This window comes from Spirosoma rhododendri (assembly GCF_012849055.1).
Classification (GTDB): domain Bacteria; phylum Bacteroidota; class Bacteroidia; order Cytophagales; family Spirosomataceae; genus Spirosoma; species Spirosoma rhododendri.
Genome location: NZ_CP051677.1, coordinates 84,958 through 111,664, shown reverse-complemented (window position 1 = coordinate 111,664; position 26,707 = coordinate 84,958). Strand labels below are relative to the sequence as shown.

At 56.4% G+C, this 26,707-nt stretch carries 22 protein-coding genes and 1 pseudogene; 15 read left to right on the top strand and 8 right to left on the bottom strand.

Annotated elements, in window-relative coordinates:
* The first annotated feature begins 12 nt into the window (after positions 1-12).
* The 7 genes from HH216_RS25625 to guaA all read left to right on the top strand — a co-directional run bounded on the left by HH216_RS25625 (position 13) and on the right by guaA (position 8,609).
* A complete protein-coding gene (locus HH216_RS25625) occupies positions 13-870 on the top strand; it encodes a SusC/RagA family TonB-linked outer membrane protein (RefSeq protein WP_254448617.1) in 858 nt (285 codons plus the stop codon).
* Positions 871-882: 12 nt separating this feature from the next.
* Positions 883-2,727, top strand: a complete 1,845-nt coding sequence (locus HH216_RS00445) for a RagB/SusD family nutrient uptake outer membrane protein (protein ID WP_169548997.1) — start codon at positions 883-885, stop codon at positions 2,725-2,727.
* A 108-nt stretch (positions 2,728-2,835) separates the two neighbouring features.
* Positions 2,836-3,402 carry a DUF3823 domain-containing protein gene (locus HH216_RS00440; protein WP_254448616.1) on the top strand — a complete coding sequence of 189 codons (567 nt, stop codon included), beginning with the start codon at positions 2,836-2,838 and terminating at the stop codon, positions 3,400-3,402.
* Between the two features lie 232 nt (positions 3,403-3,634).
* Positions 3,635-4,711 carry a DUF1343 domain-containing protein gene (locus tag HH216_RS00435; protein ID WP_332871441.1) on the top strand — a complete coding sequence of 359 codons (1,077 nt, stop codon included), beginning with the start codon at positions 3,635-3,637 and terminating at the stop codon, positions 4,709-4,711.
* Positions 4,712-4,731: 20 nt separating this feature from the next.
* The gene (locus tag HH216_RS27035; RefSeq protein WP_332871523.1) at positions 4,732-4,836 is read left to right on the top strand and encodes a hypothetical protein; all 105 of its coding nucleotides are present in this window, start codon (positions 4,732-4,734) and stop codon (positions 4,834-4,836) included.
* A 104-nt stretch (positions 4,837-4,940) separates the two neighbouring features.
* Positions 4,941-7,013, top strand: a complete 2,073-nt coding sequence (locus tag HH216_RS00430; protein ID WP_254448615.1) for a sialate O-acetylesterase — start codon at positions 4,941-4,943, stop codon at positions 7,011-7,013.
* Between the two features lie 63 nt (positions 7,014-7,076).
* Positions 7,077-8,609, top strand: coding sequence for a glutamine-hydrolyzing GMP synthase (gene guaA, locus HH216_RS00425; protein WP_169548996.1), 1,533 nt, complete (start codon positions 7,077-7,079; stop codon positions 8,607-8,609).
* A 91-nt stretch (positions 8,610-8,700) separates the two neighbouring features.
* On the opposite strand, the gene HH216_RS00420 is transcribed toward guaA, so the two are convergent.
* Complete coding sequence (locus HH216_RS00420; protein ID WP_169548995.1) at positions 8,701-9,414, bottom strand: SDR family oxidoreductase; 714 nt, start codon at positions 9,412-9,414, stop codon at positions 8,701-8,703.
* 186 nt (positions 9,415-9,600) lie between these two features.
* Here HH216_RS00420 and HH216_RS00415 point away from each other — a divergent pair, with 186 nt between their 5' ends.
* Both HH216_RS00415 and HH216_RS00410 read left to right on the top strand, forming a co-directional pair.
* On the top strand, positions 9,601-10,575 hold the full coding sequence (locus HH216_RS00415) for an NAD(P)H-quinone oxidoreductase (RefSeq protein ID WP_169548994.1): 975 nt from the start codon (positions 9,601-9,603) through the stop codon (positions 10,573-10,575).
* 183 nt (positions 10,576-10,758) lie between these two features.
* On the top strand, positions 10,759-12,036 hold the full coding sequence (locus HH216_RS00410; protein WP_169548993.1) for a glycosyltransferase family 4 protein: 1,278 nt from the start codon (positions 10,759-10,761) through the stop codon (positions 12,034-12,036).
* Positions 12,037-12,203: 167 nt separating this feature from the next.
* Here HH216_RS00410 and HH216_RS00405 read toward each other — a convergent pair whose 3' ends face one another.
* Both HH216_RS00405 and HH216_RS00400 read right to left on the bottom strand, forming a co-directional pair.
* Positions 12,204-14,042, bottom strand: coding sequence for an ABC transporter ATP-binding protein (locus HH216_RS00405; protein ID WP_169548992.1), 1,839 nt, complete (start codon positions 14,040-14,042; stop codon positions 12,204-12,206).
* Between the two features lie 22 nt (positions 14,043-14,064).
* Positions 14,065-15,117 carry a glycosyltransferase family 4 protein gene (locus tag HH216_RS00400; protein ID WP_169548991.1) on the bottom strand — a complete coding sequence of 351 codons (1,053 nt, stop codon included), beginning with the start codon at positions 15,115-15,117 and terminating at the stop codon, positions 14,065-14,067.
* Positions 15,118-15,391: 274 nt separating this feature from the next.
* Here HH216_RS00400 and HH216_RS00395 point away from each other — a divergent pair, with 274 nt between their 5' ends.
* Positions 15,392-16,429 (top strand): glycosyltransferase family 4 protein, encoded by a 1,038-nt coding sequence (locus tag HH216_RS00395; RefSeq protein WP_169548990.1) that lies wholly within the window; start codon positions 15,392-15,394, stop codon positions 16,427-16,429.
* A 100-nt stretch (positions 16,430-16,529) separates the two neighbouring features.
* Here the strand turns inward: HH216_RS00395 and HH216_RS00390 are convergent, their stop codons facing one another.
* The 4 genes and pseudogenes from HH216_RS00390 to HH216_RS00375 form a co-directional block, all read right to left on the bottom strand.
* Positions 16,530-17,483, bottom strand: a complete 954-nt coding sequence (locus tag HH216_RS00390; protein ID WP_169548989.1) for a Kelch repeat-containing protein — start codon at positions 17,481-17,483, stop codon at positions 16,530-16,532.
* A gap of 89 nt (positions 17,484-17,572) precedes the next feature.
* Positions 17,573-18,917, bottom strand: a pseudogene (locus HH216_RS00385) (glycoside hydrolase family 88/105 protein).
* Positions 18,918-19,019: 102 nt separating this feature from the next.
* The gene (locus HH216_RS00380) at positions 19,020-19,856 is read right to left on the bottom strand and encodes an alpha/beta hydrolase (RefSeq protein WP_254448614.1); all 837 of its coding nucleotides are present in this window, start codon (positions 19,854-19,856) and stop codon (positions 19,020-19,022) included.
* A 263-nt stretch (positions 19,857-20,119) separates the two neighbouring features.
* The gene (locus HH216_RS00375) at positions 20,120-20,518 is read right to left on the bottom strand and encodes a helix-turn-helix domain-containing protein (protein ID WP_169548987.1); all 399 of its coding nucleotides are present in this window, start codon (positions 20,516-20,518) and stop codon (positions 20,120-20,122) included.
* Between the two features lie 180 nt (positions 20,519-20,698).
* On the opposite strand from HH216_RS00375, the gene HH216_RS00370 reads away from it, so the two are divergent.
* On the top strand, positions 20,699-21,373 hold the full coding sequence (locus tag HH216_RS00370) for a ClpP family protease (protein ID WP_169548986.1): 675 nt from the start codon (positions 20,699-20,701) through the stop codon (positions 21,371-21,373).
* A 146-nt stretch (positions 21,374-21,519) separates the two neighbouring features.
* Positions 21,520-22,377: a hypothetical protein gene (locus tag HH216_RS00365; RefSeq protein ID WP_169548985.1), complete on the top strand. Its 858-nt coding sequence runs from the start codon at positions 21,520-21,522 to the stop codon at positions 22,375-22,377.
* 4 nt (positions 22,378-22,381) lie between these two features.
* Here the strand turns inward: HH216_RS00365 and HH216_RS00360 are convergent, their stop codons facing one another.
* Positions 22,382-23,497: a cellulase family glycosylhydrolase gene (locus HH216_RS00360; protein ID WP_169548984.1), complete on the bottom strand. Its 1,116-nt coding sequence runs from the start codon at positions 23,495-23,497 to the stop codon at positions 22,382-22,384.
* Positions 23,498-23,839: 342 nt separating this feature from the next.
* On the opposite strand from HH216_RS00360, the gene clpX reads away from it, so the two are divergent.
* The 3 genes from clpX (at position 23,840) to HH216_RS00345 (ending at position 26,649) form a co-directional block, all read left to right on the top strand.
* Positions 23,840-25,072, top strand: a complete 1,233-nt coding sequence (gene clpX / locus HH216_RS00355) for an ATP-dependent Clp protease ATP-binding subunit ClpX (protein WP_169548983.1) — start codon at positions 23,840-23,842, stop codon at positions 25,070-25,072.
* 154 nt (positions 25,073-25,226) lie between these two features.
* The gene (locus HH216_RS00350) at positions 25,227-25,838 is read left to right on the top strand and encodes a hypothetical protein (protein ID WP_169548982.1); all 612 of its coding nucleotides are present in this window, start codon (positions 25,227-25,229) and stop codon (positions 25,836-25,838) included.
* 196 nt (positions 25,839-26,034) lie between these two features.
* Positions 26,035-26,649 (top strand): hypothetical protein, encoded by a 615-nt coding sequence (locus HH216_RS00345; protein ID WP_169548981.1) that lies wholly within the window; start codon positions 26,035-26,037, stop codon positions 26,647-26,649.
* The last annotated feature ends 58 nt before the right edge of the window (positions 26,650-26,707 follow it).

Below are 26,707 nucleotides of genomic sequence, written 5' to 3'. Positions count from 1 at the left end.
TTCAACAAGGGTATGGAAGGGTCTATCAACTACTCGGGCAAAGCGGGTAAGCTGTCGTACACCGTTGGGGCCAACGCCACCTATAGCCGGTACCAGGCGGGTGAGCAGTACAAGCCCCGCTTTGGTAATTCGTGGGATCAGTACCGCAATTCGGCCATGAACCGCTGGGGCGGCACCACCTGGGGCTATCACGTGACGGGCCGGTTCCAGAGTGCGCAGGAGATTGCCAACCACCCGGTCAACAACGACGGGCAGGGCAACCGGACCATGCTGCCCGGCGACTTTATCTATCAGGACGTCAACGGCGACGGTATCATCAACTACCTCGACGAGCGGCCCATCGGCTACGCGCAGGGTTGGCCACCGTTCATGAGCTTCGGCCTGAACGCCAATCTGAGCTGGCAGAACTTCTCGCTCTTCGTCGGTTTCGCCGGTGGTACGATGCAGAGTCTGGAGCGAAACTGGGAGCTGAAATTCCCGTACCAGAACAACGGTACGTCGCCAGCCTACATGCTCGAAGACCGCTGGCACCGGTCCGACCCCTACAACCCCGATAGTCCGTGGGTGGCGGGGCTGTATCCGGCCATTCGGAAAGACTACGGCAGTCACGCCAACAACTGGCGCAACGACTTCTGGGTAACCAACGTGACTTACCTGCGCCTGCGTAACCTCGAACTGGGCTACAACCTGCCGAAACCCGTCATGGACCGGCTGGGGCTTACGGCGCTGCGCGTCTACCTGTCGGGTACCAACCTGCTTTCGTTCGACAACGTCAAACAGTACGAAATCGACCCCGAAATCGCGTCGGGCAACGGGCTGGTATACCCCACGCAACGGCTCTACAGCGCGGGTTTCAATCTGAGCTTCTAATTCTCATCGTCTATGAAACGCATTCTGATAAGTTTTCTGATCGGTGCCACCCTGTGGTCGACGTCGGCCTGTAAGGAGGAATGGCTCGACCGGCAGCCGGTCAACGTTATTCTGGATAGTCAGGTCTGGAACGACCCTGCCCTGATTACTAGCCTGCTTGCCAACTACTACAACCGCCTGCCGGTACACACCCAGATCGATAACAACAACGGTGGCTTTGCCGATTACGACGAAGCCAGCTGGTCGGGTTCGGGCGATGGGCGCAACAATATCATCTCGTACGGCTTCGACCGCTGGCGGTTGTGGGATTACGGCCTGATTCGCGACATCAACCTGGCCCTCGACAATATTCAGACGAGTACCGCGCTAACGGCGGCTCAGAAAACCCAGTTCAACGCGGAGTTTCGGTTTCTGCGGGCCTACCAGTATTTCGAGCTGGTCAAGCGGATGGGCGGTGTGCCGCTGGTAACGAAGCAGCTTGTCTACGATTTCAGCGGAGATCCGTCGCCCCTGCAAGTACCCCGCGCCAAAGAGTCGGAGGTGTACGACTTCATCGGCAGCGAACTCGACGCGGTGATGGATGTGCTGGGTAACGACGGTAGTAATACGCGCGCCAATAAGTTTACGGCACTCGCCCTGAAAAGCCGGGCCATGCTCTACGCCGGATCGATTGCCAAGTACAACAACCGGCTGGCCGCGCCCATCACAACGTCGGGTGGGGAGGTCGGAATTCCGGCTAACCGCGCCACGGAGTACTACACGAAGTCGCTGGAAGCCTCGCGTAAGATTCTGACGGAAGGCAACTACGCGCTGTACCGGGTCAACCCCAACCTGGGCGAGAATTTCTTCGAAGCTATCACCCGGAAAGCCAACAACCGGGAAGCCATCTTCGTCAAGGATTTTCTGGTCAGCAAAGGTTACCGGCACGGCTACAGCTACGACAACATTGCCCGTGGCCTGCGCGAAGACAACCTCAGTTCGTCGAACGTAACACCCTCGCTGAATCTGGTCGAGGACTTTGAATACCTCGACGGCTCGTCGGGCGAGCTGAAAACGCGCACCGCCGACAATTCGGACTATATCTACTACGACAACCTGAGCGGGCCATTCGCCAACAAGGATGCGCGGCTCTACGGTACGGTGATTTACCCCGGCACCAGCTTCAAAGGGCAGGAGGTGCAGATTCAGGCGGGGGTGCTGGTCTGGGATGGTGCCAACTACCAGATTTCGGAAGGCAACGCGCTGGGCACTACCTACACCGACGGCCTGCTGCAAACGGGTAGTTCGGGGCCGCAACGCTCGCAGGTCGACGTGACGAACACGGGCTTTTACCTGCGCAAATTCGTGGACCCGGCGGCAATGTCGAGTACGCGGGGTGTGGGCAGTGATATCTGGTGGGTGCGGTTCCGGCTGGGCGAGGTGCTGCTCAACGCATCGGAAGCGGCTCTCGAACTGGGGCAAACCGCCGAAGCCCTGACCTACGTCAACCGGGTGCGCGAACGGGCGGGTTTCGGGGCCAACAGCCTGAAAGAGCTAACTATCGGGCGGCTGCAAAACGAGCGCCGGGTCGAGCTGGCGTTCGAGGATCACCGCGTCTGGGATCTGAAACGCTGGCGTATCGCCCACGACGTCTGGAACGGCAACCCATCAAACCCCGACGCCGTGATGTACGCCCTGTATCCGTACCGGGTTGTACGGCCCGGCGATGCCGCCCGGCACAACAAATACGTGTTTATGAAGCTGGTCGCGCCCCGGTTCCGGGCTCCCCGGCAGTTCCAGTTTGGTAATTACTATTCGTCTATCGATCAATCGGTTATCAACAACAATCCGAAGATCGTCCGCAACCCATTCCACTGATCTCGTTATGAAAGCACTTGTGTATGCCGGGCTGTTGCTGGCCACTGCGCTGCTTAGCGCCTGCAAATACGACAACTACGACCCCCGGCCTCGACCCTGACCGGGCGGGTGGTTTATCAGAATCAGCCGGTGGGAGTCCGCACCAACGGCGTACAGCTCGAACTCTGGCAGCGGGGCTACCAGCTGTTCTCGAAGATTCCGGTTTTTATCAATCAGGACGGCTCTTTTTCGGCCTCGCTCTTCGATGGCGATTACAAGCTGGTGCGGCTGCGCGGCAACGGCCCCTGGGCCGACAATACCGATACGATCAACGTGCAGGTGCGCGGCACGACGCAGATCGACGTGCCGGTACAGCCGTACTTTACCATCAGCGCACCGACCTTTCAGCGAAGCGGCACAAACCTGACGTCCAGCGCTCAGATCAATCAGGTCGTCAGTGGCCGGACCGTTGAACAGGTGACGCTGTACGTCGGAACGACCCAGTTTGTCGACGCGACCAACAACGCCGGAAGTGCCAGTTTGTCGGGGACGGCCGTGGCTGATCTGAGTAAGCCTCTATCGCTCACGCTGGCAACGCCAGCCGCAGTCAAGGGAACGGCCTACGTGCGGCTGGGGGTGAAAACAGCGGGTGTGGCCGAACTGCTCTACACGCCCGTTCAACAGGTAACGCTCTAGCCAGTCAGGGGATGTTTGGGAGAGGAATTGTCCCCGACAGCTTCCAGCTGTCGGAATCGTCAGGCTAAAGTAGATTCGCCCGGTTAGCCGCTAGCGCGGCTCCGACATCGGACCGCCGAGCGGCTGGAAGCTATCGGGTACAGCCTTGTCAGCCAGTTCAGGTACCGGTGGGCGATTCGACGCAGGATTTGTGTCGAATCGCCTATTTTTGTGCAAATCACTCCTAAACACCATGCCGCTGCCTATCGTCTGCCGATTGCTTTTCGTATCGCTGGTTAGCCTGTCGATTGCCTGCCAGGGTCAGTCCACTCAGAAAACGGCTTCGGCCAGTGCGGCCCGCCCGGTTGTCAGTCCCGGTGCGGAGCAGACCGCGCTGTACCTGCCCGCCCTGAAAGGCAAACGGGTAGGGATGGTGGTCAATCACACGTCACGAATTGGTAAAACGCACCTGGTCGACAGTTTGCTGGCGCTGGGCGTTGCGGTGAAAACAATCTTTGCCCCCGAGCACGGCTTTCGCGGTGAAGCGACCGACGGGGAAAAAATCAGCAACGGCCGTGACCCCAAAACGGGTGTGATGATCGCGTCGCTGTACGGAGCCAACCGCAAGCCGTCGGCCGCGCAGATGGATTCGCTCGATGTGGTGCTGTTCGACATTCAGGACGTGGGTTGCCGGTTCTACACATACATCAGCACCATGCACTACGTGATGGAAGCCTGCGCCGAAGCTGGTAAGCCATTCATCGTGCTCGACCGACCCAACCCCAACGGGCACTATGTCGATGGGCCGGTGCTGAATCCCAAATTCAAATCGTTCGTCGGTATGCACCCCATCCCGGTCGTCTACGGGCTGACGGAGGGCGAACTGGCGGGAATGATCAATGGCGAAGGCTGGCTCGGCCCCGGCAAAACCTGCCAGCTGACAGTGATTCCGGTCAAAAACTACACGCACCAGACCCCCTACGTGTTACCGCTGCGACCATCGCCGAACCTGCCCAATCAGCAGGCGGTGCTACTATACCCGTCGCTTTGCTTTTTCGAAGGTACCGTCGTCAGTGTCGGGCGCGGTACGGACAAACAGTTTCAGGTGATCGGATCGCCCGTTACGAAGTACGGCCCCTACGAATTTACCCCCGTTGACAAGCCCGGTGCGATGAACCCACCGCAGGAAGGCAAGCTGTGCTATGGCCTCGACCTGACGCAGGCACCCATCTCGAAAACGGGCCTGATGCTCGACTACCTGTTTGATTTTTACAAACGCGCTACCGACAAGCCGACGTTCTTTCTGGCGGGGGGGGCTTCGACCGGCTAGCTGGCACCGATCAGCTACGGCTGCAACTAACGGCGGGCGTACCGGAAGCAACAATCCGCAAAAGCTGGCAGCCGCAACTCGCTACCTACCAGCAAATGCGGAAGAAATACCTGATTTACCAGTAAATACACGCAACTGCTTGGCTGATGGCAAAAATGAACGCACAGTATGGTGACTTATAGCGTATTGCAGGGTAGCTTTGTCAACTTATTTTGCCTAACACCCACCATTGAAAGCTTTACTGCGTAGTATTTACTTCATTGCTTTACTCGCACCACACTGGAGTAATGGACAAAACGTAACATTAACCAACTGGCCTGCCCGGTTGCAGCTTTATGTGCGCGACCCGGTAACCAGCCGGTGCGGAGTGTCTATCAGTGGGCGCGTTACCGACCCCACGGCGGCAACGCTGTCGGTCGTGACCCTGCGCGACCAGAAACCAGTTGGCTATACTCGCCTAACTACCGACTCGGCTGGCTTGTTTCGCTTCACGCCTTCCATCAAAGCAGAATCACACCTGTACAGTTTTCAGTTGTTTCGGTATCGTGCGCCCGGCGATTCAGCCTGGGTGGCCACCCGCGACAGCATCGTCTGTGGCGACGCGTACCTGATCATGGGGCAGTCGAATGCAGTCGGTCGCTTCGATAACAACCCGTATGGCAGCCCGTTTTGTCGGTCGTTCGGCGTCAACAGCGGTAACTCAGCGTACAACCCTGCCGATACGGCCTGGTGCCTGACCAATACGTCGGAAGGATTCAATAGTCTCTGGGGCGTTGAACTGCAACGGTATATCTACCAGAAAGACAGTATCCCGACCGCTGTGATCAACGGGGCCGTTGGCTCAACGGACATCGCTACGCACCTGATCCGGATCGGTACGGAGCCCGACAATCTGTCGACGCTTTACGGGCGGCTGCTGTACCGGACGCGTCGGGCGGGTCTGGCCAATCAGCCACTGGTGATGATCTGGCGGCAGGGGGAAGCGGAAGCCGCCAACAATTCCGGCGATAGCTACGCTGCTCAGTACGCTCGGCTTTATAGCAACTGGAAGCAGGATTACCCCAAACTTCGGCGGGTATACATGGCGCAGCTGAATATCCTGACGAATGCCTCGGCGACGCAGGCCGGTACCCTTCGTGATTTTCAACGGCAGATTACCAGCGTGTACCCCGACCATGTACCCATCGCGACGGTTGGCCTGCCCGGCTATCAGGGCCTGCATTACGACGAGCCCGGTTACCGGCAGTTTGGTCAGGAATTGTACCGCATCATTGCCCGCGACCTGTACAAAAGCACCGACACCAGTAATGTTGGGTCGCCGAACCTGCGCAAGCTCTTCTACAGCAAGCCCGACTACACCGAAATTACGATGGAGTTTGAGCCGGGGCAGCAGATGAAATGGCCTGCTGATTCGGTTATTGCCAACCCGAAAACGGGCCGGACCTACACGCAACGCATGACCGACTTTGTCTACACTAATTACCCCACCGGCGAGTCGGGGCTGGTGCAGTCGGTGTCGGCGGTGGGTAACAAGCTTGTGCTGACGCTGGCCCGCTCGACGACGGCCCAGACACTGACGTATCTGCCATCGTCGTACCAGGATAATCAGCTGGGTTATTACGCTGGGCCAACTATCCGGAATCAACGGGGAATGCGCGCGCTGACGTTTCAGTCGGTGCCGATCGCGGCTCCACTGCCCATTGCCAACGACCTGCGGGCCATTCCGCTCGATACAGTAGCCATTCAACTCAACTGGAACCAGCCTGCTACGGGTGTTGATTCCTGGGGTGTCGAACGGGCCGATAGCAGCGGAAAATTCAGCCAGATTGCCACGCTGAGCAACTCGGTCAGCACCTACAGAGATCGCCGGAAGTCGAGCAACACGGACTCGTTACGCATTGGCACAATCTACCAGTATCGGATTCGGGCCATTAGCCAGAAAGCGGAAGCCAGCTATTCGCCGGTCGTAACGGCGTCGCTCCAGTATGTACTCTACATACCGACGGGGCCGGAACTGCCGGGGAAAAGTAATCCCGGTGGTATCTATAACTCGTCGCTCGTGTACCCCAACCCGGCCTCCGATCAGGTGTACGCCCGGTTGCCGCTTGACTGGAACGGCGACCCCGTTACGCTGACGCTGACAAATATGGCCGGGGTAACCGTGCTACAGCAGAATCGGGCCGTCAGTTCGGGGGCATCGGTGTTGCCATTTTCCGTTGCTGCTCTGCCCGTCGGCACATACGTACTGACGCTGGCTTACAGGGGGGGCGGTATCCAGTGTCGGCTGGTAGTCAGTCGTTAGTTCGGGAGGGAAAGGGTCGCCGTATGGAAAAATGCCCTACCTTTGCATTTTAGAGACCAATCCATGGCCACCGAACAGATTTTGATTCTGGATTTCGGTTCGCAATACACCCAACTCATTGCCCGCCGGGTGCGCGAACTCAATGTTTACTGCGAAATCCATCCCTACAACAACATCCCGGTTATCTCGCCTGACGTTAAAGGTGTAATCCTGTCGGGCAGCCCGTCGTCCGTGCGGGAAGATGGCGCTCCCAACATGCATTTGGCCGCATTCCGGCAAAAGTTACCGCTGCTGGGTGTGTGCTACGGAGCCCAGCTGCTGGCCCACACCAGCGGGGGCGAAGTGCAGCCGTCGTCGATTCGTGAGTACGGCCGCGCCAAACTCGGCACCGTCGACGCCGGTAGCCCGCTGATGCGCGGTATCGATCAGCATTCGCAGGTCTGGATGTCGCACGGCGACACGATCACCAGCATTCCCGAGTCGTTTCATATCATTGCCTCGACGGATTCCGTACGCGTAGCGGCCTTTCAGGTTGAGGGCGAAGAGACGTACGGTATTCAGTTTCACCCCGAAGTGACGCACTCGCTACAGGGTAAAGAACTGCTGAAAAACTTCGTAGTCGACATCTGCGGCTGCTCGCAGGACTGGGACCCGGAATCGTTCGTGGAATCGACGGTGGCGCAGTTGCAGGAAAAGCTCGGCGACGATAAAGTGGTACTTGGCCTATCGGGCGGGGTCGACTCGTCGGTAGCGGCCATGCTCATTCACCGGGCGATCGGCAAGAACCTGTACTGCGTATTTGTCGATAACGGGCTGCTGCGCAAAGACGAGTTTGAAGACGTACTGGCCTCCTACGAGTCGCTGGGCCTGAACGTGAAAGGTGTCGATTCGAAAGAGCAGTTCTACACCGCACTGGCTGGTCTGACCGACCCCGAAGCCAAACGCAAAGCCATCGGCAAAACATTCATCGACGTCTTCGACCACGAAGCGCATCAGATCGAGGGTGTGGCGTGGCTGGGGCAGGGTACGATCTACCCCGACGTGATCGAGTCGGTATCGGTGAAAGGGCCGTCGGCAACGATCAAATCGCACCATAACGTGGGTGGTCTGCCCGACTTCATGAAGCTGAAAGTCGTGGAGCCGCTCAATACCCTGTTCAAAGACGAAGTGCGGGCTGTGGGTCGCACATTGGGTCTGCCCGAAGCAATTCTGGGCCGTCACCCGTTCCCCGGTCCCGGTCTGGCGATTCGGATTCTGGGCGACGTCACTCCCGAAAAAGTCGACATTCTCCAGCAGGTCGACGCGCTGTTCATCAACGGGTTGAATCGCGACGGGCTGTACGATAAAGTGTGGCAGGCGGGTGCTATGCTGCTGCCGGTACAATCGGTGGGCGTGATGGGCGATGAGCGGACTTACGAACGCGTTGTCGCGCTCCGCGCCGTTACGAGTGTCGACGGAATGACCGCCGACTGGGCGCACCTGCCCTACGAGTTTCTGGCTAATGTGTCCAACGACATCATCAACCGCGTCAAAGGCGTCAACCGCGTCGTCTACGACATCTCCTCGAAGCCCCCGGCGACGATTGAGTGGGAATAGTCAGTTTGGTTTAAAGTTCAATGTCCAGTGTTCAAGGTTAACGCTTCAGCAAACCTTGAACATTGGACATTGAACTTTAAACTATCAAAGACTATTTGCCCGGCCGGGAGGGGCGCACTTCGACTTTGCTGGGGAGTGTGCGGGCGGGCATCTTGATCAGGTCGGCGACGATCTGACCGATGTCTTCCGGCTGAATTTTCCACGCATCCTTATCGCTGGGTTCGTTGCCGTCGAAATACGTCGCGACCGAACCGGGCATAATCGTAGACACCTTGATGCCGTCTTTGCGGAGGTCGAGCATGATCGCCTGCGTGAAGCCCACCAGGCCGAACTTGCTGGCGTTGTACGCCGATCCTTTCTCGAAGAAGTTGGCTCCGGCCAGGCTGGCAATCGTGATGAAATAGCCTTCCGTTTTCGCCAGTTCCGCTACCGTCGCTTTCGTCGTGTAGAACACACCCGTCAGGTTGATGTCGATGGTTTCCTGCCATTGCTCCGGCGTCAACTCCTGCACCGGTGCGAAATGACCTACCCCCGCGTTGGCAATTACATAATCGAGCTGCCCCCATTTGTCGAGCAGCGTCTCGACGGCTTTTTGCTGCGATGCCAGATCACGCACATCGGCCTGTAGTCCCAGCGCGTAGCCTTCCTTGATTTTGTTGAGCGACGCGGCTGCTTCGTCAGCACTCTCCTGCGACCGGCTGGTGATGGCCACCCGAATGCCTTGATGTATAAGCGTTTCGGCGACGCCGTACCCGATTCCTTTCGACCCGCCGGTTACGAGGGCCGTTTTAATAGACTCTGCCATGAATGTTGTACAATCAAAAAAAGTGGAATTAACTGCTCAATCGATAACCGTCACTTCGTGGGGAAGGTTTAAAGGGATAGTTGTAGAGTTGTAAAGTCGTAAGGTTATAAAGTTGGCTTGCGCAAGCCATAACGGCGGTAGCAACTATCCAACTCTACAACCATCCAACTTTACAACTAGTCAAAAATGCAAGCTATCGTTATTACCCGCCCCGGCGATTCCGCCGTTCTGGAGGTACGGGAACAAGCCAAACCCGAACCCGGCTACCGACAGGTGCTGGTGCGCGTTGCGGCAGCCGGACTAAACCGCAGTGATATCATGCAGCGGCAGGGCGGGTACGGTACCGACCCGTCGGGGCAGGTGCCGGGGCTGGAAATGGCCGGAACCGTCGAGCAATGTGGGCCTGGAGCGAATCGGTGGCGGGCTGGCGACGCCGTTTGTGCGCTGCTGCCCGGTGGGGGCTACGCCGAATACGTTGCTGTCGATGAGCGGCACTGCCTGCCCGTTCCGGATGGTATGTCGATGACCGACGCGGCCTCGCTGCCCGAAACGGTATTGACTGTCTGGTCGAACGTGTTTCAGCAGGTCCGGCTGCGGGCGGGCGAGCATTTCCTGGTACACGGGGGTAGTAGTGGTATCGGTATCACGGCGATTCAGCTTGCTGCTGCTTTTGGCGCGAAGGCGTTTGCTACGGTGGGTAACGACGAGAAGAAAACGTTTTGCGAACGGCTGGGTGCCGAGCGGGTTGTCAACTACAAAACCGAGGATTTTGAGGACGCGCTGAAACCGTATGGGCTGGATGTAATTCTGGACATGGTCGGCGGTGATTATACCGAAAAGAATATCCGGCTACTGCGCACCGATGGGCGGCTGACCTTTATCAACGCGATGAAAGGGCCGGAGAGCACAATCAATATCCGCGAGCTGATGAGCAAGCGCATCGTGCTGACGGGTAGCATGCTCAAACCCCGCACCGACGAGCAAAAATCCGCGCTCGTTGCCGACGTGCTGGCGAATGTCTGGCCGCTGGTAAGTGCCGGGCGGGTAAAGCCGGTCGTGTACCGCACGTTCCCACTGGCCGAAGCGGCTCAGGCGCAGCAACTGATGGAAAGCAGCGACCACATCGGCAAGATTATACTGACTGTCGGGCCGCACCAGTGACGTATATGGGTTTTGCCTGCCTGATTACCGCGTCCGGCATACTACCTTTGTCACCAGTATCAGGCCTTGTATACATTTTCAGCTTATCGTACCAGACGCTTTTTTCGTTTTAATGTCGGCTACAGTTCGGCATGATCTGGTTTCGGTAAACTGCCTGACGGCCTGCCGGTCGTTGCCCAACGTATGAAAAAGATTGCTTTTATCGTGCAGCGCTACGGCGTTGAGGTGAATGGTGGGGCGGAATACCACTGCCGTATCCTGGCCGAACGGCTAACAGATACCTATGAGGTCGATGTGCTGACGAGTTGTGCCATCGAGTACCAGAAGTGGTCTAACTGGTATCCGGCCGAAACGGTGATGATTCACGGCGTTCGCGTCAGGCGCTTTGCCACGGCCTACGAGCGGCAGTCAAAATTGTCTGGACAAACCGAGCATCAGCTGCGTAAACTGATGGCTATGGACAAGCGGGGTGCCTGGGGGTGGTTGAAGAAAAAGTACTATTCGCTGAAAGGACCGGCGGTCGACGAGTGCCTTCGCATGTGGCCCCGTTATCAGGGACCATACACGCCCGAGCTGATTGAGTATCTCCGCCAGAACCATCAGCAGTATGATGCACTGATCTTCTTCACGTACCTCTACTATCCCACGATAGAGGGTCTGACGGTCGCTCCGCATAAGTCAATTCTCATTCCGACCGCGCACGATGAGAAACCGATCTACCTGCCCATATTCCCGGCGGTTTTTCACCGGCCACGGGCTATCTTGTACAATACTGTCGCCGAGCAGCGGTTTGTTAATCAGCTCTTTGCCAATCAGGATATCCACAGCGACGTTGTGGGAGTCGGTATTGAGCCGCCCCATGCCGTGTCGGAGAAAACAGCGGCTGAACTGATCGGTACCGATGCTGATTACCTGCTGTACGTCGGCCGGATTGATAAGGCGAAGGGCTGCGATGTGATGATCGATCAGTTTTTACGCTACAAAAAGAAGCATCCGGCTCCGCTGAAACTGGTACTCGTCGGGCAGTCGTTTATGGATATCCCCGGCCACCCCGATATCATCCCGGCCGGGTTTGTCGATGAGGACGTAAAGGCCCGGCTGCTACTGGGTGCGAAAGCCATGTTGATGCCGTCGCCCTACGAAAGTCTGTCGATGGTGACGCTGGAGAGTATGTCGGTTGGCGTCCCGGTGATTGCCAACGCCAACTGCGAAATTCTGCTCGACCACATCGAAGCGAGTCATGCCGGGTACGCGTACCGCGACTATGCCGAGTTTGAAACGGCCATCGATAACATCCTGACGCAGGATATCAGCCAGATGGCCGAAAACGGAAAACGGTATGTGCAGCAGAATTACACCTGGCAAGCCGTTCTCGAAAAATTCGACAAAGCGGTTGATTATGTGAGTACAGCCGCGACCGCACCAGCGAAACGCTCCAAGTCCAGAGGCCGGCAAGTGTAGCTTAGTATGACTGTGTAGCCTGGACCGGTCCGCCGGTGCGGTCCACGTCCGGGTGCCCGTCAGGGCAACTGTGTAAGGCGGCAGCACCAGGCCGCTTCGCGTCCACCCGGACGTGGACGTCCAGGCTACATTTTTCGGCCGCCAGACCGGGAGGTCCAGGCTACACCTTACTGCAACACCTCGTGCATGGTGTTGAGTCGGCGGTAGATGCTGTTTTCCTGATTGATGAGTTCGTTGTGGTTGCCGCGCTCGATGATCTCGCCTTTTTCCATAATCAGGATCTCGTCGGCTTCGCGGATCGTGCTCAGGCGGTGGGCGATAACGAGCGTCGTGCGGCCTTCCATCAGGTTGTCGAGGGCGTCCTGCACCGACTTTTCCGATTCGAGGTCCAGTGCCGAGGTGGCTTCGTCCAGAATCAGAATCGACGGTTTTTTGAACACGGCCCGCGCGATGCTGAGCCGCTGCCGCTGCCCGCCACTGAGCCGGATACCCCGGTCGCCGATGGTTGTGTTATAACCGTCTTCGGTGTCCATGATGAACTGATGCGCGTTGGCGATTTTGGCCGCTGCGATCACGTCTTCCAGCTTCGCGTCGGGTTTGCCGAGGGCGATGTTGTTGAAAATCGTGTCGTTGAACAGGATAATTTCCTGCGTGACAAAGCTCATCTGCGCCCGCAACGACTCCATCGTGTAGTCCTGCACATCGACGCCGTCGATACTGACACGGCCCTGATCCGTTTCGTAAAAGCGGGGAATCAGATCGGCAATCGTAGACTTGCCTACGCCTGACGGACCAACGAGGGCTATCTTCTTGCCCTTGCCGATGGTGAAGCTGATATTTTTCAACACGGGCTTGTCGCCGTACTGGAAACTGACGTTGTCGAATACAATCTCGCGGGCGAATGGCGGCATCGGCCGGGCGTTGGGTTTGTCCTGAATCTCGACCGGTTTGTCGAGCAGTTCTACGACGCGTTCCCCGGCTGCCTGCCCTTGCTGAATGTTGGTAATGGCAACCACAATGGCTTTGGCCGGACGGATCACCTGCGAAAAAATGGCGATGAACGCAATGAACGAACTCGCCTGTAAATCGCTCTGACTGCTGAGCACCAGACTGCCGCCAAACACCAGAATACAGGCTACGACGAATACGCCTGATGCTTCGGAAAAAGCGGGTGCCAGTTCGCGTCGTTTGAAACTGTCGAGGCTTACCCGGCGGTAGAAATCGTTTTCGACGGCGAAGCGATCCAGCACGAAGGGTGTTGCGTTGAATGCCCGCAGAATCCGCATTCCCATCAGCGTTTCGTCCATCAGCGTCAGCATCCGGCCCATCGACGACTGCACGTCCTGCGCTTCTTTCTTGAGTTTTTTGGTCACGGCCGAAATACCGACCGCCGAAATCGGGATGATGACCAGCGTAAACAGTGTCAGCTTAAACGAGATGGCAAATAGGGCCACGAAGTAGCTAATGAGCATAAACGGCTCTTTGAACACCACTTCGACCGAACTGCTTGCGACACTTTCGATGGCATACACGTCGCCGTTGAGCCGCGATAGTAGATCACCTTTACGCTCTTTGGTGAAGTAACCCAGGTGCAGGTGATTGATCTTCTCAAACAACGCTTCGCGCAACCGTTTTACCAATAACGTACGGGCACGGAGCAGCGTTTGCTGAGCCATAAACCGGAACAGGTTGGTCATGATAACGGCCACCACGATCATGCCTGCAATGAAATACAGCACGTAGAGCGGGTTGGTGGTTTTGGCCTGGTAGATCAGGTGGTAGAACGTGTCCTTGAAATAATCGGGCGACAGGCTAAACGTGGGCGTCTGTGCATAGCGGGTCGCATCGGCCGTGCTGACGGGGTTGAACAGAAAGTTGAGCAGGGGAATAATCAACGCGAACTGAAATACGTTGAACACCACACTAATCAAGGTAAACAGGACGAAGGGTACCAAAAATCGTCCGTAGGGCTGGGCATACACCAGCAGCCGTCTATAAATCTTCATTCGCTGTCGTTCGCGTGAGCAGTTAAATCAGCGACCGATATACCTCAATATATTTACGGGCAGCATCGGTCCAGTTAAACGTAGCACTGTGCGCTTTCATGGCTTCCTGCATCTGACTGCCTGCTTTTGTGTACCGCTGCATCCCGGCCATAAAGTCGTCGTGCAGGTTGTCGAAGTCGTGGAAGTAGAAGGCCAGGTCTTTGCCAATCTCAGGCAGGGCGCTACTCTTCGACAAAAATACGGGTTTTCCAATTGACATCGCTTCCGTGACGGGCAAGCCGAATCCTTCGGCCAGCGACGGCATCACCACCGCCTGGCAATTATGGTAATACCACGACTTTTCTGCGTCGGTAATTTCATGGACCATATGCACCCGATCTTCCACGTTCAGGTCCGATGCGTGCTGCCGAACGAAGTGAGCGTAGTCTTTATCGTCGTGCCGTCCGGCCAGGACCAGCTCCAGTGCCGGATTGGTTTGCAGCAGGGGCAGAATCCGGTGCTGGTTTTTTTTGCGGGTGATGACACCCACGTTGAACAAAAACGGCGTCCGGGGGCGATAGGACCGGGCTTCCAGCGATGGCTTGGGCAGATCGTTGGTTCCGTTATAGATCATGTAAATTGGCTTGCCGTGGGTGTTGCAGTGGGTCAGCACGTCGTTTTTGCTGAACTCAGAAATGCACACGATGGCATCAGCCCGGTCGATATTGCGCTGGATATGAGCCAGGTAGCGGGCCGTTTTGCAGGCGGGCTTGTCGTCCTGTAAAAAATTCAGATCATGAATGGTTTGCAGAACACGTATTTTACGATTTCGCAGCGGGATGTAATCGGAACTCTGGTACGTACTGTGCCAGAGCTGGTACTGATCGACTGCTGGCATCAGAAACTTTTGCAGTGAATGTTGCTGGATGACGGGCATCGACGGCCCGAAGGCCATCTGCGTATGCGACGGACCAAAAACGGCCAGCTGTTCCTGATATATGTTTTGCTGAAGCGCTTTACCGAGGTTGAGACAGTAGTAATACAGCCCGGTATTGACATACTTCATGCGTTCACAATCGAAGATAACACGGGTCATAGTGATTCACGTATGGGTGATCCTGAAATCAGTACGTCGCGGCAGGGGGTTCTAGTATGCCGTGACTACATAGCGCTGTTGGCCAACGCGGTCAAATCCACGTCGGGACAGGTAGTAGCAAGGGTTCAGGCTTAGGACGACAGGGCGGCAGTTGACCGCTCTTCGATAAACAAGACTCGCAAATGAGTCATAAGGTTGTACAAAGATGAACATAACGCCCTCCGAAACCCTATCTTTCGACCGTATGGGCAAAATTATTCTGGACTGCGGGCCTATGAAACACCCGCACACAGGGCTTTATCAGTACTGCCTGAATCTGGGTTCGCACCTGAATCAGCAACAGGCAGAGGCCGGTCGTTCGCCGGTACAGCTTTACCTACCCCCCCGCCGACGTCTACAGATCCGTTCGCAGCCGTACCACATCATTGAGCAATGGTGGCACTCGTTCTACCAGCCTTTCCTGCGCGACTGTCGGGTGTGGCACGCGCCCTTTCAACTGGGTCGTATCGTGCCGGATCGACGCCGATTTCCCCGCACGAAGGTGGTGCTGACCATTCACGACCTGAACGTACTGCACGAAGGAGAATCGCAGGCCATGCAGCAAAAACGAATGGCCCTGACGCAGTCGCTGATTGACCGTAGCGATGCGCTCGTCTGCATTTCCGAGTTCACGAAAAACGATGTGCTGACCCACTGCCGCACTGACGATAAACCCATATACGTCATTTACAACGGCGTCGACCCGGTGCCTAGTGGTGAAACGAAGCCGGTTGATTATCAGCCGGATCGACCCTTTCTGCTGGGGATTGGCTACCTAAACGCGAAGAAGAATTTTCACGTCCTGCTGCCCCTGCTGACAAGCAATCCCGAGCTGGAACTGCTGCTGATCGGCCGACCCGACGACCCGGATTACGTAACCGCTATGCAGCAACAGGCGCAGGCAATGGGCGTGGCCGACCGGCTGCGGTTGTTGGGGACGGTGTCGGAGACCGACAAGGGCTGGTATCTGCGAAACTGCCGGGCGTTGGTGCACCCATCGCTGGCAGAGGGCTTCGGCCTGCCGGTACTCGAAGCGATGCAGTTTGGCAAACCCGTTTTCCTCTCGACGCTGACGGCTTTGCCCGAAGTCGGTGGCGACGCAGCCTACTACTTCCCCGACTTCACCCCCGAAGCGATGCAGACAGCCTACCGGCAGGGTATAGCCGACTACGAACGCAACGCCCGCGCTGAGGCCATCCGCCACCATGCCGCCCGCTTCACCTGGCAAACCGCAGCCCGGCAGTACTTGGGGGTGTATGCTGCGCTGGTTTAAGGTCTAAAGTTTAAGGTTTAACGTTTAAGGTTGGTGCATCAGTCGACCGGTGTTTCGTTTGCGTCAGCCAACCTTAAACGTTAAACCACAAACCTTAAACTCACTTCATTACTTCCACCGTATTCAACTCCGGGCCACCGCCGTGGTTGGCGGAGCCGGCAACGACGTAAATCTGCTTGTTGTAGACGGCTGCGCCGGTGCCGTGCCGACCCTGATTCATGCGGGTGGTTTTGATCCATGTATTGGTTTTCGGGTCGAGGGCTTCGGCTTCGTTGTGCGAGAGCGTCTGCACAGTTTCGCCCCCGATGATCCAGACTTTGCCGTCCTGCGCAACGGCCATTGGTCCCCCGCGTGGGGTGGGTAGGTTTGATGATGTCGGTAACGTGGACCACTTCCCGGTTTTGAAATCGTAGACGTCGACTTCCGGTACCAGTAGTTCGAGCACCTTGCCGATTCGGGCCGTCGAGCGTCGGCCCCCGGCGACGTATAGTTTGTTGTCGACGACAGCTACCTGCACATGGTCGCGGGTGCGGGGGGCGTCGGGCAACTGTTTCCAGGTGCCGGTTTTCGGGTCAAATTCGTCGAGCCAGGCCACGTGTCCGTCGTAATGCCCGTCGGTGATGCCGCAGACCATGTAGATTTTGCCGTTGTAAGCGACCGTACCACCCGCGCCCCGCAGCCGGGCTGCTGGAATGGCCGGGCCGTCGCGCCAGACACCCTGTTTAGGGTTGTAGATCAGTACGTTGGGAAGCACCGTTTCGTGCGGGTACGCCCCTTTGAACGCGCCCATGATGTAGATGCTGCCGTCGTACGAAACGGCCTGCACGTGGTTCATCTCGCTGGGTGGTGCCGGATGCGTTTGCCAGACACCCGTTTTCAGGTTCAGCGCATCGACCGGACGCATACCCCGCCCGCCAATGGCATACAGGCTGTCACCGACGATGGCTGCTGCGCTTTCGTGTCGTGCGCTACACTCGTTTTTTGTCTCGACCGGGTGCCACGACTGTGCCGTCGCGGTAAGGGTCGTGAGGAGAAAGGGGAGGATTAGTTTCATAGCTAGTTCAAAGTTTAAGGTCTAACGTTTAAAGTTGGTTTGTGAAACGACTCGGATAAACCTTGAACCTTAACCATTAAACGTTAAACTCACTTATTCACCACTTGCAACGAGCTGTCGTTGATGGCGAATGACTTGTTTTTGAGCAGGTTGATGACTTCCGCGCCCGCTAGCAAAACCGGTCCGTAGCCGTGGGCGGCAAAGACATTGATCGGGCGATGATAGTAAAAGGCCGGGTCGAAGCCCATTCCGGTACCAACGCATGTGCCTTCGACCTGTCCGCCTGCCGTTACTTTCGTCGAGACGGCGTTCCAGGCCAGCAGCGTCATGGGCGCGTACGCCAGCGGGTCGAGCCAGCCCCGGTTGATTGCGCGGGCTATCGAGTACGCGTAGATCGCCGTCGCCGATGTTTCCAAGTACGAATCCGGCCGGTCGAGTAGCTGATGCCAGAACCCCGATCCCGATTGCCGGGCGGCTAGCCCTTTAGCGTGGGCTTTCAGCAGATCGAGTACCGCCGGGCGACCGGGGTGAGTAGTTGGCAATACGTCGAGCAGTTCGACCATCGTCATAATAGCCCAGCCGTTGGCCCGCGCCCAGTGAAATTCGGGGTGAACGCTCATGCCCTCGACCCAGCCATGCATAAACAAGCCCTTGTCGCGGTTGAACATGCGTTTTGAGAATTGTAGCACCTGCTTCACAGCTTCGTCGTAGTATTTTTTGTCGCCGGTCAGTTTGCCCATCTGCGCCAGCGCCGGAACACTCATAAACAGATCATCGAGCCAGAGCGTGTTGGGCTGCGGGCGATTGCGCGCCAGCGTCCCGTCGGCCAGCCGATATTCTTTGGTCAGGATGTACTGCACATACTCGTCGATTTGCGGGCGCAGTTCAGCTTTCAGGGTGCCCGGCCTGGATTGGTCAGCTTGCTTCAGTAAGCTGGTCTTAATCATGGCCGCGCACATGGCTCCGGCATCATCAAGCGCGTGGGGGCCAGCATCGGGCGTAGGGGCGTATTCGCTTTCGGATCGCTTGTAACCTGGGCCTGAAAATAGGGGCGAAGGCTGTTCAGAAATGCCAGTCGCTTGCTGGTGTACTCGGCGAAGCGCGGGTCGCCCGTGGCTTCGGTCGCCAGTAGCATACCCGCGTAGGTGACGCCCCATTCGTAACTCGTCAGCCGGAAATCGCCGGGTTTGATGATGGCGTTGGGGTTAAACGACCCGATCGGGTCAAGGCGGTGTCCCGTCTCTTTGTCGACCAGCAGGGCGGGGGTTACGTTGTCGAGGTAGGTGTATACCCGGTTCAGCACCGCCGTTACGCTGTCGACGCGGGGGCACCGTAGGGCACCGGGTAATCGGGTTGCAGCAGATGAAGTGGCGTTGTCGAGTCGTTGCCCTTCGGAGCGGGGGGCTGCGCCAGCAAAGGAACACAGACGATCAGTAGGCCGGTCGCAGCCAGCGAAAGGCGGGTAAACAGGTGGGTCACAAACGGGCAGGTTTAGGCGGTTTCTCCGTCAGAAAGCGTAATTCTACCCGTCGTTACTTACTTTCTTACCTCAACTAACTTCAGCAGTTGCTGGTAGATGATGTTGTTTTGCCAGAATAGTTGCAGCACCATCGGGATGTGTTTTTTGCCGGGAATGAGAGTAAACTCGTGCCGCACGCCCAACTCAGTCAGCTTTTGCCGGAATCGTTCGCTGCTATTGGCGATGCTTGGGTACGTCTTTCCGCCCACAAACAGCAACATCGGCGGACTGGCTTTCGAAACGTGGTACATGGGCGACACGGCCCGCCAGACATCGGGGTTTTTGCCGAACGGAACCAGGTATTGCTGATCGTTGGGATATTCCATCTTCTTCAGATAGTCGTACATATCCAGTCCGGCGGGGTCGTCCAGAATAGCCCCTTTAATGGGATTTGCTGACAGGCCAAGTTTAGAAAAGTACGTGTTGTCGGTGGCAAGTAGGGCCGCCAGTCCGGCCCCCGCTGAGTGCCCCATGACGAAGATGCGATTCGGGTCGCCCCCGTACTCGGCGATATGCTGCTGCGTCCAGCGAACGGCCTGCGCGCCATCGTCGGCCATGGCCGGTACTTCCACGTCAGGGGCCAGCCGGTAGTTGATGATGACGGCCACGATGCCCTGCTTCGCCAGCCGCCGACCGATAAACCAATAGATATTTTTGCTGCCGCTGTTCCAGCTACCGCCGTGGATAAAGATGACAACCGGCTGTTTTTTGCCCGACTGATGGCGGGGTTGGTACACGTCGAGTCGGTGGCGTTCCGTGTCGAAGCCGGGCGCATCGGGGCTGACGTAGGCGATGTCTTTGATGCGTCGGCTGGGCCACGCGAAGGCGTAGTCACTAACGAAGAGAAGGGCCATGAAAACAAGTAGGAGCCCAAAAATGGGCCTGATGATACGGTGGGGCATTGTAGTTTACAGCGGTTGGTCAACCGGTAGGGATTACTTATGAAATAAGGCTCGTTCACGCTGACGATCATCGACGGCCTGCTGCTTGTCTGAATTGAAGTGCTGAGGTTTAGACGCCAGCTAATTGTCTCAAACAGCAGGATGCCGCTTCGGCGGTCTGATGTTTGAAAAAGAAAACCGTAACCTGAACACCGGCCCGTCGGCCCGTCGAAAACCTAAAACCCAATTCGCTCACGGGTTTGCTGCATACCCATCGATCGGGCCAGTTCCATAGCGATGCGTTCGTCGTACCGGCGCTTCCAGTAGTCGGCTTCGAGCCGGAGTTTGTCCAGTTCGATCTGTTGCTTCTCGACCGTCAGCCGGAGGGTATCCAGTTCGTGCGTATCGACCGTCACGGCGGGGATGAATGGTGGTTCGTCTGCCAGTAACGCCACTGGTTGCAGGCCCAGCGTGTCGGCAATCTGGTTCAGGCGCGACAGGGTCAGGTCGGTTTTGCCGCGCTCGATGTCGCCGTACGCTGTGGTCGATAAGCCCAGCAGGTCGGCCATGTTTTCCTGCGAAAAACCGCGTTGCAGGCGGTGTTGCCTAATTTTTTCGGCGATGGAAGCTTTCATCTCAAGTCTGATCGATAATTTGTAAACCCAAACCGACCTTGTTTTTCCGCATGATAACGCATTTTTGTATCGTTCGGTGCGACGGTCGTTTTGGTGGCTGTCGGTTGCCCAGACGAAGAGCGTCGGCGAAACTTACCGAGCCCCTCAATCGTTTTTAATTTAGGTAGTAAAACCCCGATTATGAATTACGAAAAAGAATTCCGCAAGTACGCCGTACACCACATGGGTCTTAACGGCCTGACGGTGGACGGTTATGTCAACCATACCGTTGAAAATATGACCCGCTCGGTCATCGAAGAGCGCCCGATGAACTTCCGTGAAGTAGACGTGTTCTCGCGCCTGATGGCTGACCGCATCATTTTCATGGGCCTGCCCGTCGACGACAACATTGCCAACATCATCGTTGCGCAGCTGCTGTTCCTCGAGTCGGCCGATCCGAAGAAAGACATCCTGATGTACCTCAACAGCCCTGGCGGGTCGGTATATGCTGGTCTGGGTATTTACGACACCATGCAGTACGTGCGGCCCGACGTGGCTACTGTCTGCACCAGCCTTGCTGCGTCGATGGGCGCCGTGCTGCTGGCAGGTGGTGCGGCTGGCAAGCGGTCGGCGCTGCCCCACGCCCGTGTCATGATTCACCAGCCGTCGGGTGGTGCGCAGGGTCAGTCGGTTGATATTGAGATCACGGCCCGCGAAATTGTGAAGCTGCGTGTTGAATTGTATGAGATTCTGGCGCACCATTCGGGTAAAACCGTCGAGGAAATTGAGCGCGATTCAGACCGCGACAAATGGATGCGCGCCAGCGAAGCCAAAGAATACGGCCTGATCGATGAAGTGCTGACTCGCGAGAAGTAAGCACCGATTAATTAATAAACGGTTCGAAATAATCCCGGACAGTTGGTTTATCACGCCAATTGTCCGGGATTATTTAGTTTGGTGCCTGACTGGTGAGGTTCAGCGCATAGCGGGCTGATAATCAAACCGCCAGCCATGCCATCACCATGCGAACAACGTTATCAACCACCCTTATCGCGCTGGCAGTCGCTTGTCTGTCGGCCTGTCAGCCAGCGGAAATTAGTATTGCGCCGACGACTGGCCCAACCCCCACGCCCGCCGTTTCGTATTGGCTTATGAGGACGCAGACCAACCACCCGATTCCGACGACGGTAGACTATGGCTACAGGCCGGACGGCCGACTGACCACAAGCCGCTCGGCTCCCGATGCCGACGGGGTCTGGAAACAACTGGCACCCATTGTGCAATACAGTTACGACAACAATCAGCGGCTGGTCGGTACGGAAGGAACGATTATCTACCGCGATGCCGCCGGCAACGAAACCAGCCGGGTCCGTTCGCATTACGGTACGTTCACCAATGGCGATGCCGGTTTACCCGCTGCGTACCGGTTGTTCGTCAATACGGAGAATCGACAGGGGCGGCTATTTGAAGAACGGCATTACGAGTACAACGGTGCCGGGCGTGTGAGTCAGGAAGTTTACGTTCATTACGACGAAAATCCGGCCATTGGTCCGCTCGAAACCCGCTATCAACTTACGTACACGGGTGATGACGTGACAAGCATCAACATCACCGTATCATCTGGCAGCAGGCTCGTATCGACCTCGCAAACGGTATTCGACTACGACGACAAAGCCAACCCATACTATGGCCTGGCAGCGCCCGAACTGCTGCCACAGTATCGCTACAGCCGCCACAACATAACCCGGCAGACGATTACGTCGGGAACGTCGCCCGCCAACGTGCTTAGTTACAAACTGAGCTATGCCGCCAACGGTACCCTATCGCGCTGGGATTGCAGCGACGGACGCTATCAGACACTCACGTACGAATCGTTCTGAGCGACTAACGCTGCGCAACAGGTTTGGCCGTTGCGTTGGTTGCGGTTAGCTGGCGGATGAGCGTTGTTTCGCGCTGATCGAAAGCCGAGCCGTCGGGCCGGAAAATGTCGTGGAACCATACGGTGGGCTCTTGCCCATTAGGCATGGGTTCGGTCCAGGAATAGATAGTGTTCGTTTTCCCCTTCACTAGTCCCCAGTTGATCGCGCCGACCCGGTATTTTTTCATGACGGGCAGGCAGGTACTGAACAGACTGTTTTTTGTGCGGGCCATGTACTCGGTGCAGATAAGCGGGCGCTCCATCTTCGACATACCCTGAATCGCTTTTTCCAGTTTGGGGGCGTCTTCGTAATTGTGAAAGCTGATAACGTCGGAGTTGGCAAAGGCAAAGGCCGTTACCCGTCGACTATCGTCCCACTGGCATACGGTGATCGGCTGGCTCGGCCGCACGGCGCGCGCCCAGCGAAACGTCTCGGTTAGCAGCGGTAACACACCGTCGCCATAGCCCGAGTTGGTCGGTTCGTTGTAAAGATCCCACAGCAGCACGCGCTTGTCGGTGGCAAAGGCGGTCAGGACCCCCTGCGTGTATGCTTTAAGGCCAGGCCATGTCGATAGTTCGTTGAGACGTTTGGTGCCGGGGGCGCGTACCCAGCCCGAATTATGCTTACCCATGACGGGGGCTGGTTGTTTTCCTGGTTTGGGGTCGTCGTTCCAGCACGAGTCGAACAGCACAAACATGATCTTGATATGGTGCCGGTCGGCGATTTGCAGGAATGTGTCAATGCGCTGTTTGAACCCTTCGGCGTCCTGCTCCCAAAGCAGATTGTGCAGAAAAACGCGCATGACATTCATGCCGATTCCTTCGGCATAGCCCAGTTCCTTATCGATGGTTATGGTATCGAAGGTGTCGGCCTGCCACATTTCAAGCTGGTTGATGGCCGTGCTGGGAATGAAATTGGCCCCCACTAACCAGGGCTCTTTATCGTACCAGATCTGTGCCTGCTCGGCTGACCAGCGGCCGGGTACCGCCGTCGCGTTAACGGGGCCATACCGTCTCCAGGCAAAGAAGGCCAGTACGACCAGGGGCAGAATCAGTAAGGGTAGATAGTGTTTGGCGGTCATGGCAACCTAAATTCATATGGAAGCACTAGACTAAGAATAAATACGGGAATTGCCATGTCTCCCGATTGCAGGGTTATTAAGTGGTGCTTTGTTTACTATAGGCACATAGGCAAGGCGTAATATTGGCCGGGTTTATCTGTACTACGCGCCGAAAGCAATGCCCATTGCTGGTTGATAGTAAGGCGCTTTGACCGCGTTTTCGAATGCGATGATTCGTAATTTTTGTTGTCGGTCTGCGCAAACTGGTTGTTGCCTTTATGCCGCACTGTCGATAAATTTGCTGAAAGCTGACGACCCCGGTTCGCTGGGGTCGTTTTTTTAGTGCCTATTCCGATTTGGTTCATGTCACAGATTAATTGTTCGTTTTGCGGTCGGCGCAAAAACGAGGTAATGATGCTACTGTCGGGTATCGACGCGCACATTTGCAACCACTGCATTGAGCAGGGCCATCAGGTTGTGATGGAAGAAACGCGCCCAAAGCGTAGTGAACCATCGGAAGTCAATATCAAACTGATTAAGCCGGTCGAGATGAAACGGCACCTCGATCAGTACGTGATCGGGCAGGACGACGCCAAGAAAGCCATCACCGTAGCCGTATACAACCATTACAAACGGCTGATGCAGCCCAGCAGCAACGACGATGTGACGATTGAAAAATCGAACATTCTGATGGTGGGTGAAACGGGTACCGGCAAAACATACCTCGCCCGCTCCATCGCCAAAATTCTTGAAGTGCCGTTCTGCATTGCCGACGCTACCGTGATTACGGAAGCGGGGTACGTGGGTGAAGATGTTGAAACCATCCTGACCCGCTTATTGCAAGCGGCCGACTACAACGTCGAAATGGCGGAGCGCGGCATCGTGTACATCGACGAAATCGACAAAATCGCCCGTAAGTCCGACAACCCCAGCATCACGCGCGATGTCAGTGGAGAAGGAGTGCAGCAGGCCATGCTGAAGCTACTCGAAGGCTCGGTGGTAAACGTGCCGCCACAGGGCGGGCGCAAGCATCCCGATCAGCGGCTGATTGCCTTGAATACCGAAAATATTCTCTTTATCTGCGGAGGGGCGTTCGATGGCATCGACCGGCACATCAGCAAGCGCATCAACACCCGGCCCATCGGTTTTTCGGGCGACCGGCGGCTTAACGACACCATGGAGCGGGGCCACCTGATGCGGTATATTTCGGCTCTCGATCTGAAATCCTTCGGGCTGATTCCCGAACTGCTCGGTCGTCTGCCCGTACTGACGCACCTCGAACCCCTCGACCATAAGGCACTGCTCCAGATTCTGACCGAGCCCAAGAACGCCATCACGAAACAGTACAACAAGCTGTTCCGCATGGAAGGTATCGAACTGTACTGGACCCCCGGCGCGCTCGATTTCATCGTCGATCAGGCCATGACTTATGAACTGGGGGCCCGTGGGCTGCGCTCAATCTGCGAGTCGATCATCACCGATGCTATGTTTGAACTGCCGTCTCGCACGGACGTCCGCAAACTGACGATCAGTCTGGAGTACGCCCGTGAGAAGTTCGGCAAGAGCGGTACGTACCAGTTGCGCTCTGCCGCCTGAATCAGTACGCAAACTACCCTGAAAGCCACCCTTTTGTAAGCGAAGGGTGGCTTTTTTTTGCCTACTCGGACAAATAAAGATGCGTAAGTCAACAAATGAAGATTTGGGGTGTTTACCCGATGATTCTCATTTTTCAACGTAATCCATTAAGCCGATGAAAGCGTTCTCCCTGCCTGTGCTAGCGGCACTCTCCCTCGCTACTGTATTAACCTCCTGCAACCGTCAACAGGCTCTTTTTCAGCGTACGCCGGCCGTGTCGTATGCCGCCCCCGCTCCGGCTGCTGCCCCAGTTATCGCAGTTGAACAGCCTGTTGTTATCACCGAAACAACGCCCGCTTCGGCCGACGTAACGACGCCCGCAGCACAGGCCGCACAGGCGAAAGCGGCCCTCACTCAACTAGACGCGTTGGTGAGTGCTAACCCGTCACTGACCGGGAATAAGCGCGTTGAAAAACGCATGAGCAAGGTGCGTACGATGTTGACCAGCCTGAGCACCACCAACGCGGCTCCGGTAGCGACGACCGCGCCGAAGAAAATGAACCTGGTGCAGCGGATGATGCTGAAAAAAATGGATCGAAAAATCAGCAAGCAGTTGGCTCCGGCCAACCCCGAAAAAGCCATGATCAGCTCGGGTACGCTGGCGCTGGGTGCGGTGCTGGTAATCGTCGGTCTGCTGCTGATCCTGCTTACTTCGGGTACTGGTTCTGTCATTGGTATTATTGCGTTGCTGGCCGGTGCAGTTGTGCTGCTGCTGGGTCTGCTGTAGGGCAAACGTACTAAATACGGGTCGCTGGCCGGGTCAGCCGAACTACAATTGTGTAGTCTGGCTGACCCGGCCAGCATGTTTTGGGCAAATTCGTACGATTGATTTGTTGTGATTTTTTTTGTGAAGTGCCAACAAATAGCCAGGCTTGCAGTTCTTGACAGTGATTGTTTTTCGTTTCACCTAAAAATTACACTCAATGAGCATGTTCTCCCGGAACCTCGCAGTAGCCCTGATGGGTGCTGCCATTCTTTCATCGTGCAGCCGTCCCGTTGCTTATTTCCAGCGCACACAGCCTGAGCGTTTCACGGCTAAAACGGAAACTGTTGCCGCGCCTGTCGTAACAAATGAAGTTGCCGTTGCTGCAACGCCCGCCGTTGAAGCAGCGCCGGTAGCGCCAGTTGCTGCTGAGAAAGCTGAAAAAGTAGCGCAGGCTAAAGAAGTGATGAATCAGGTCGATGCGTATGTACGCAACGACAGCAAGCTGGCGTCGAACAAAACGCTGACCAAGCGTATCGCTCACGCCAAGCAAATGCTGGCTTCGGCTGAAACCAACACCGCGCTGAACACCACGGCCGCTTCGACAAAGAAAATGTCGCTGATGGAGAAAATGGTGATGAAGAAGCTGGACAAACAAATCAAGAAGCACGTTGCTCCTGAAGAAGCAAAAGCACTGAACCGTAACGTACGGAACGGTATCATCCTTGGTGCTATCGGTCTGATCCTGTCGCTGTTCGGTGGCGTTATCGGTATCATCGGTCTGATCCTGCTGGTAGTCGGTGTTGTACTGATCCTGCTGGGCGTACTGGAATAGGATTGAATGACAGAATGATTGAGTGATTGAATGTGATGCGTCAGCTTATTCAATCATT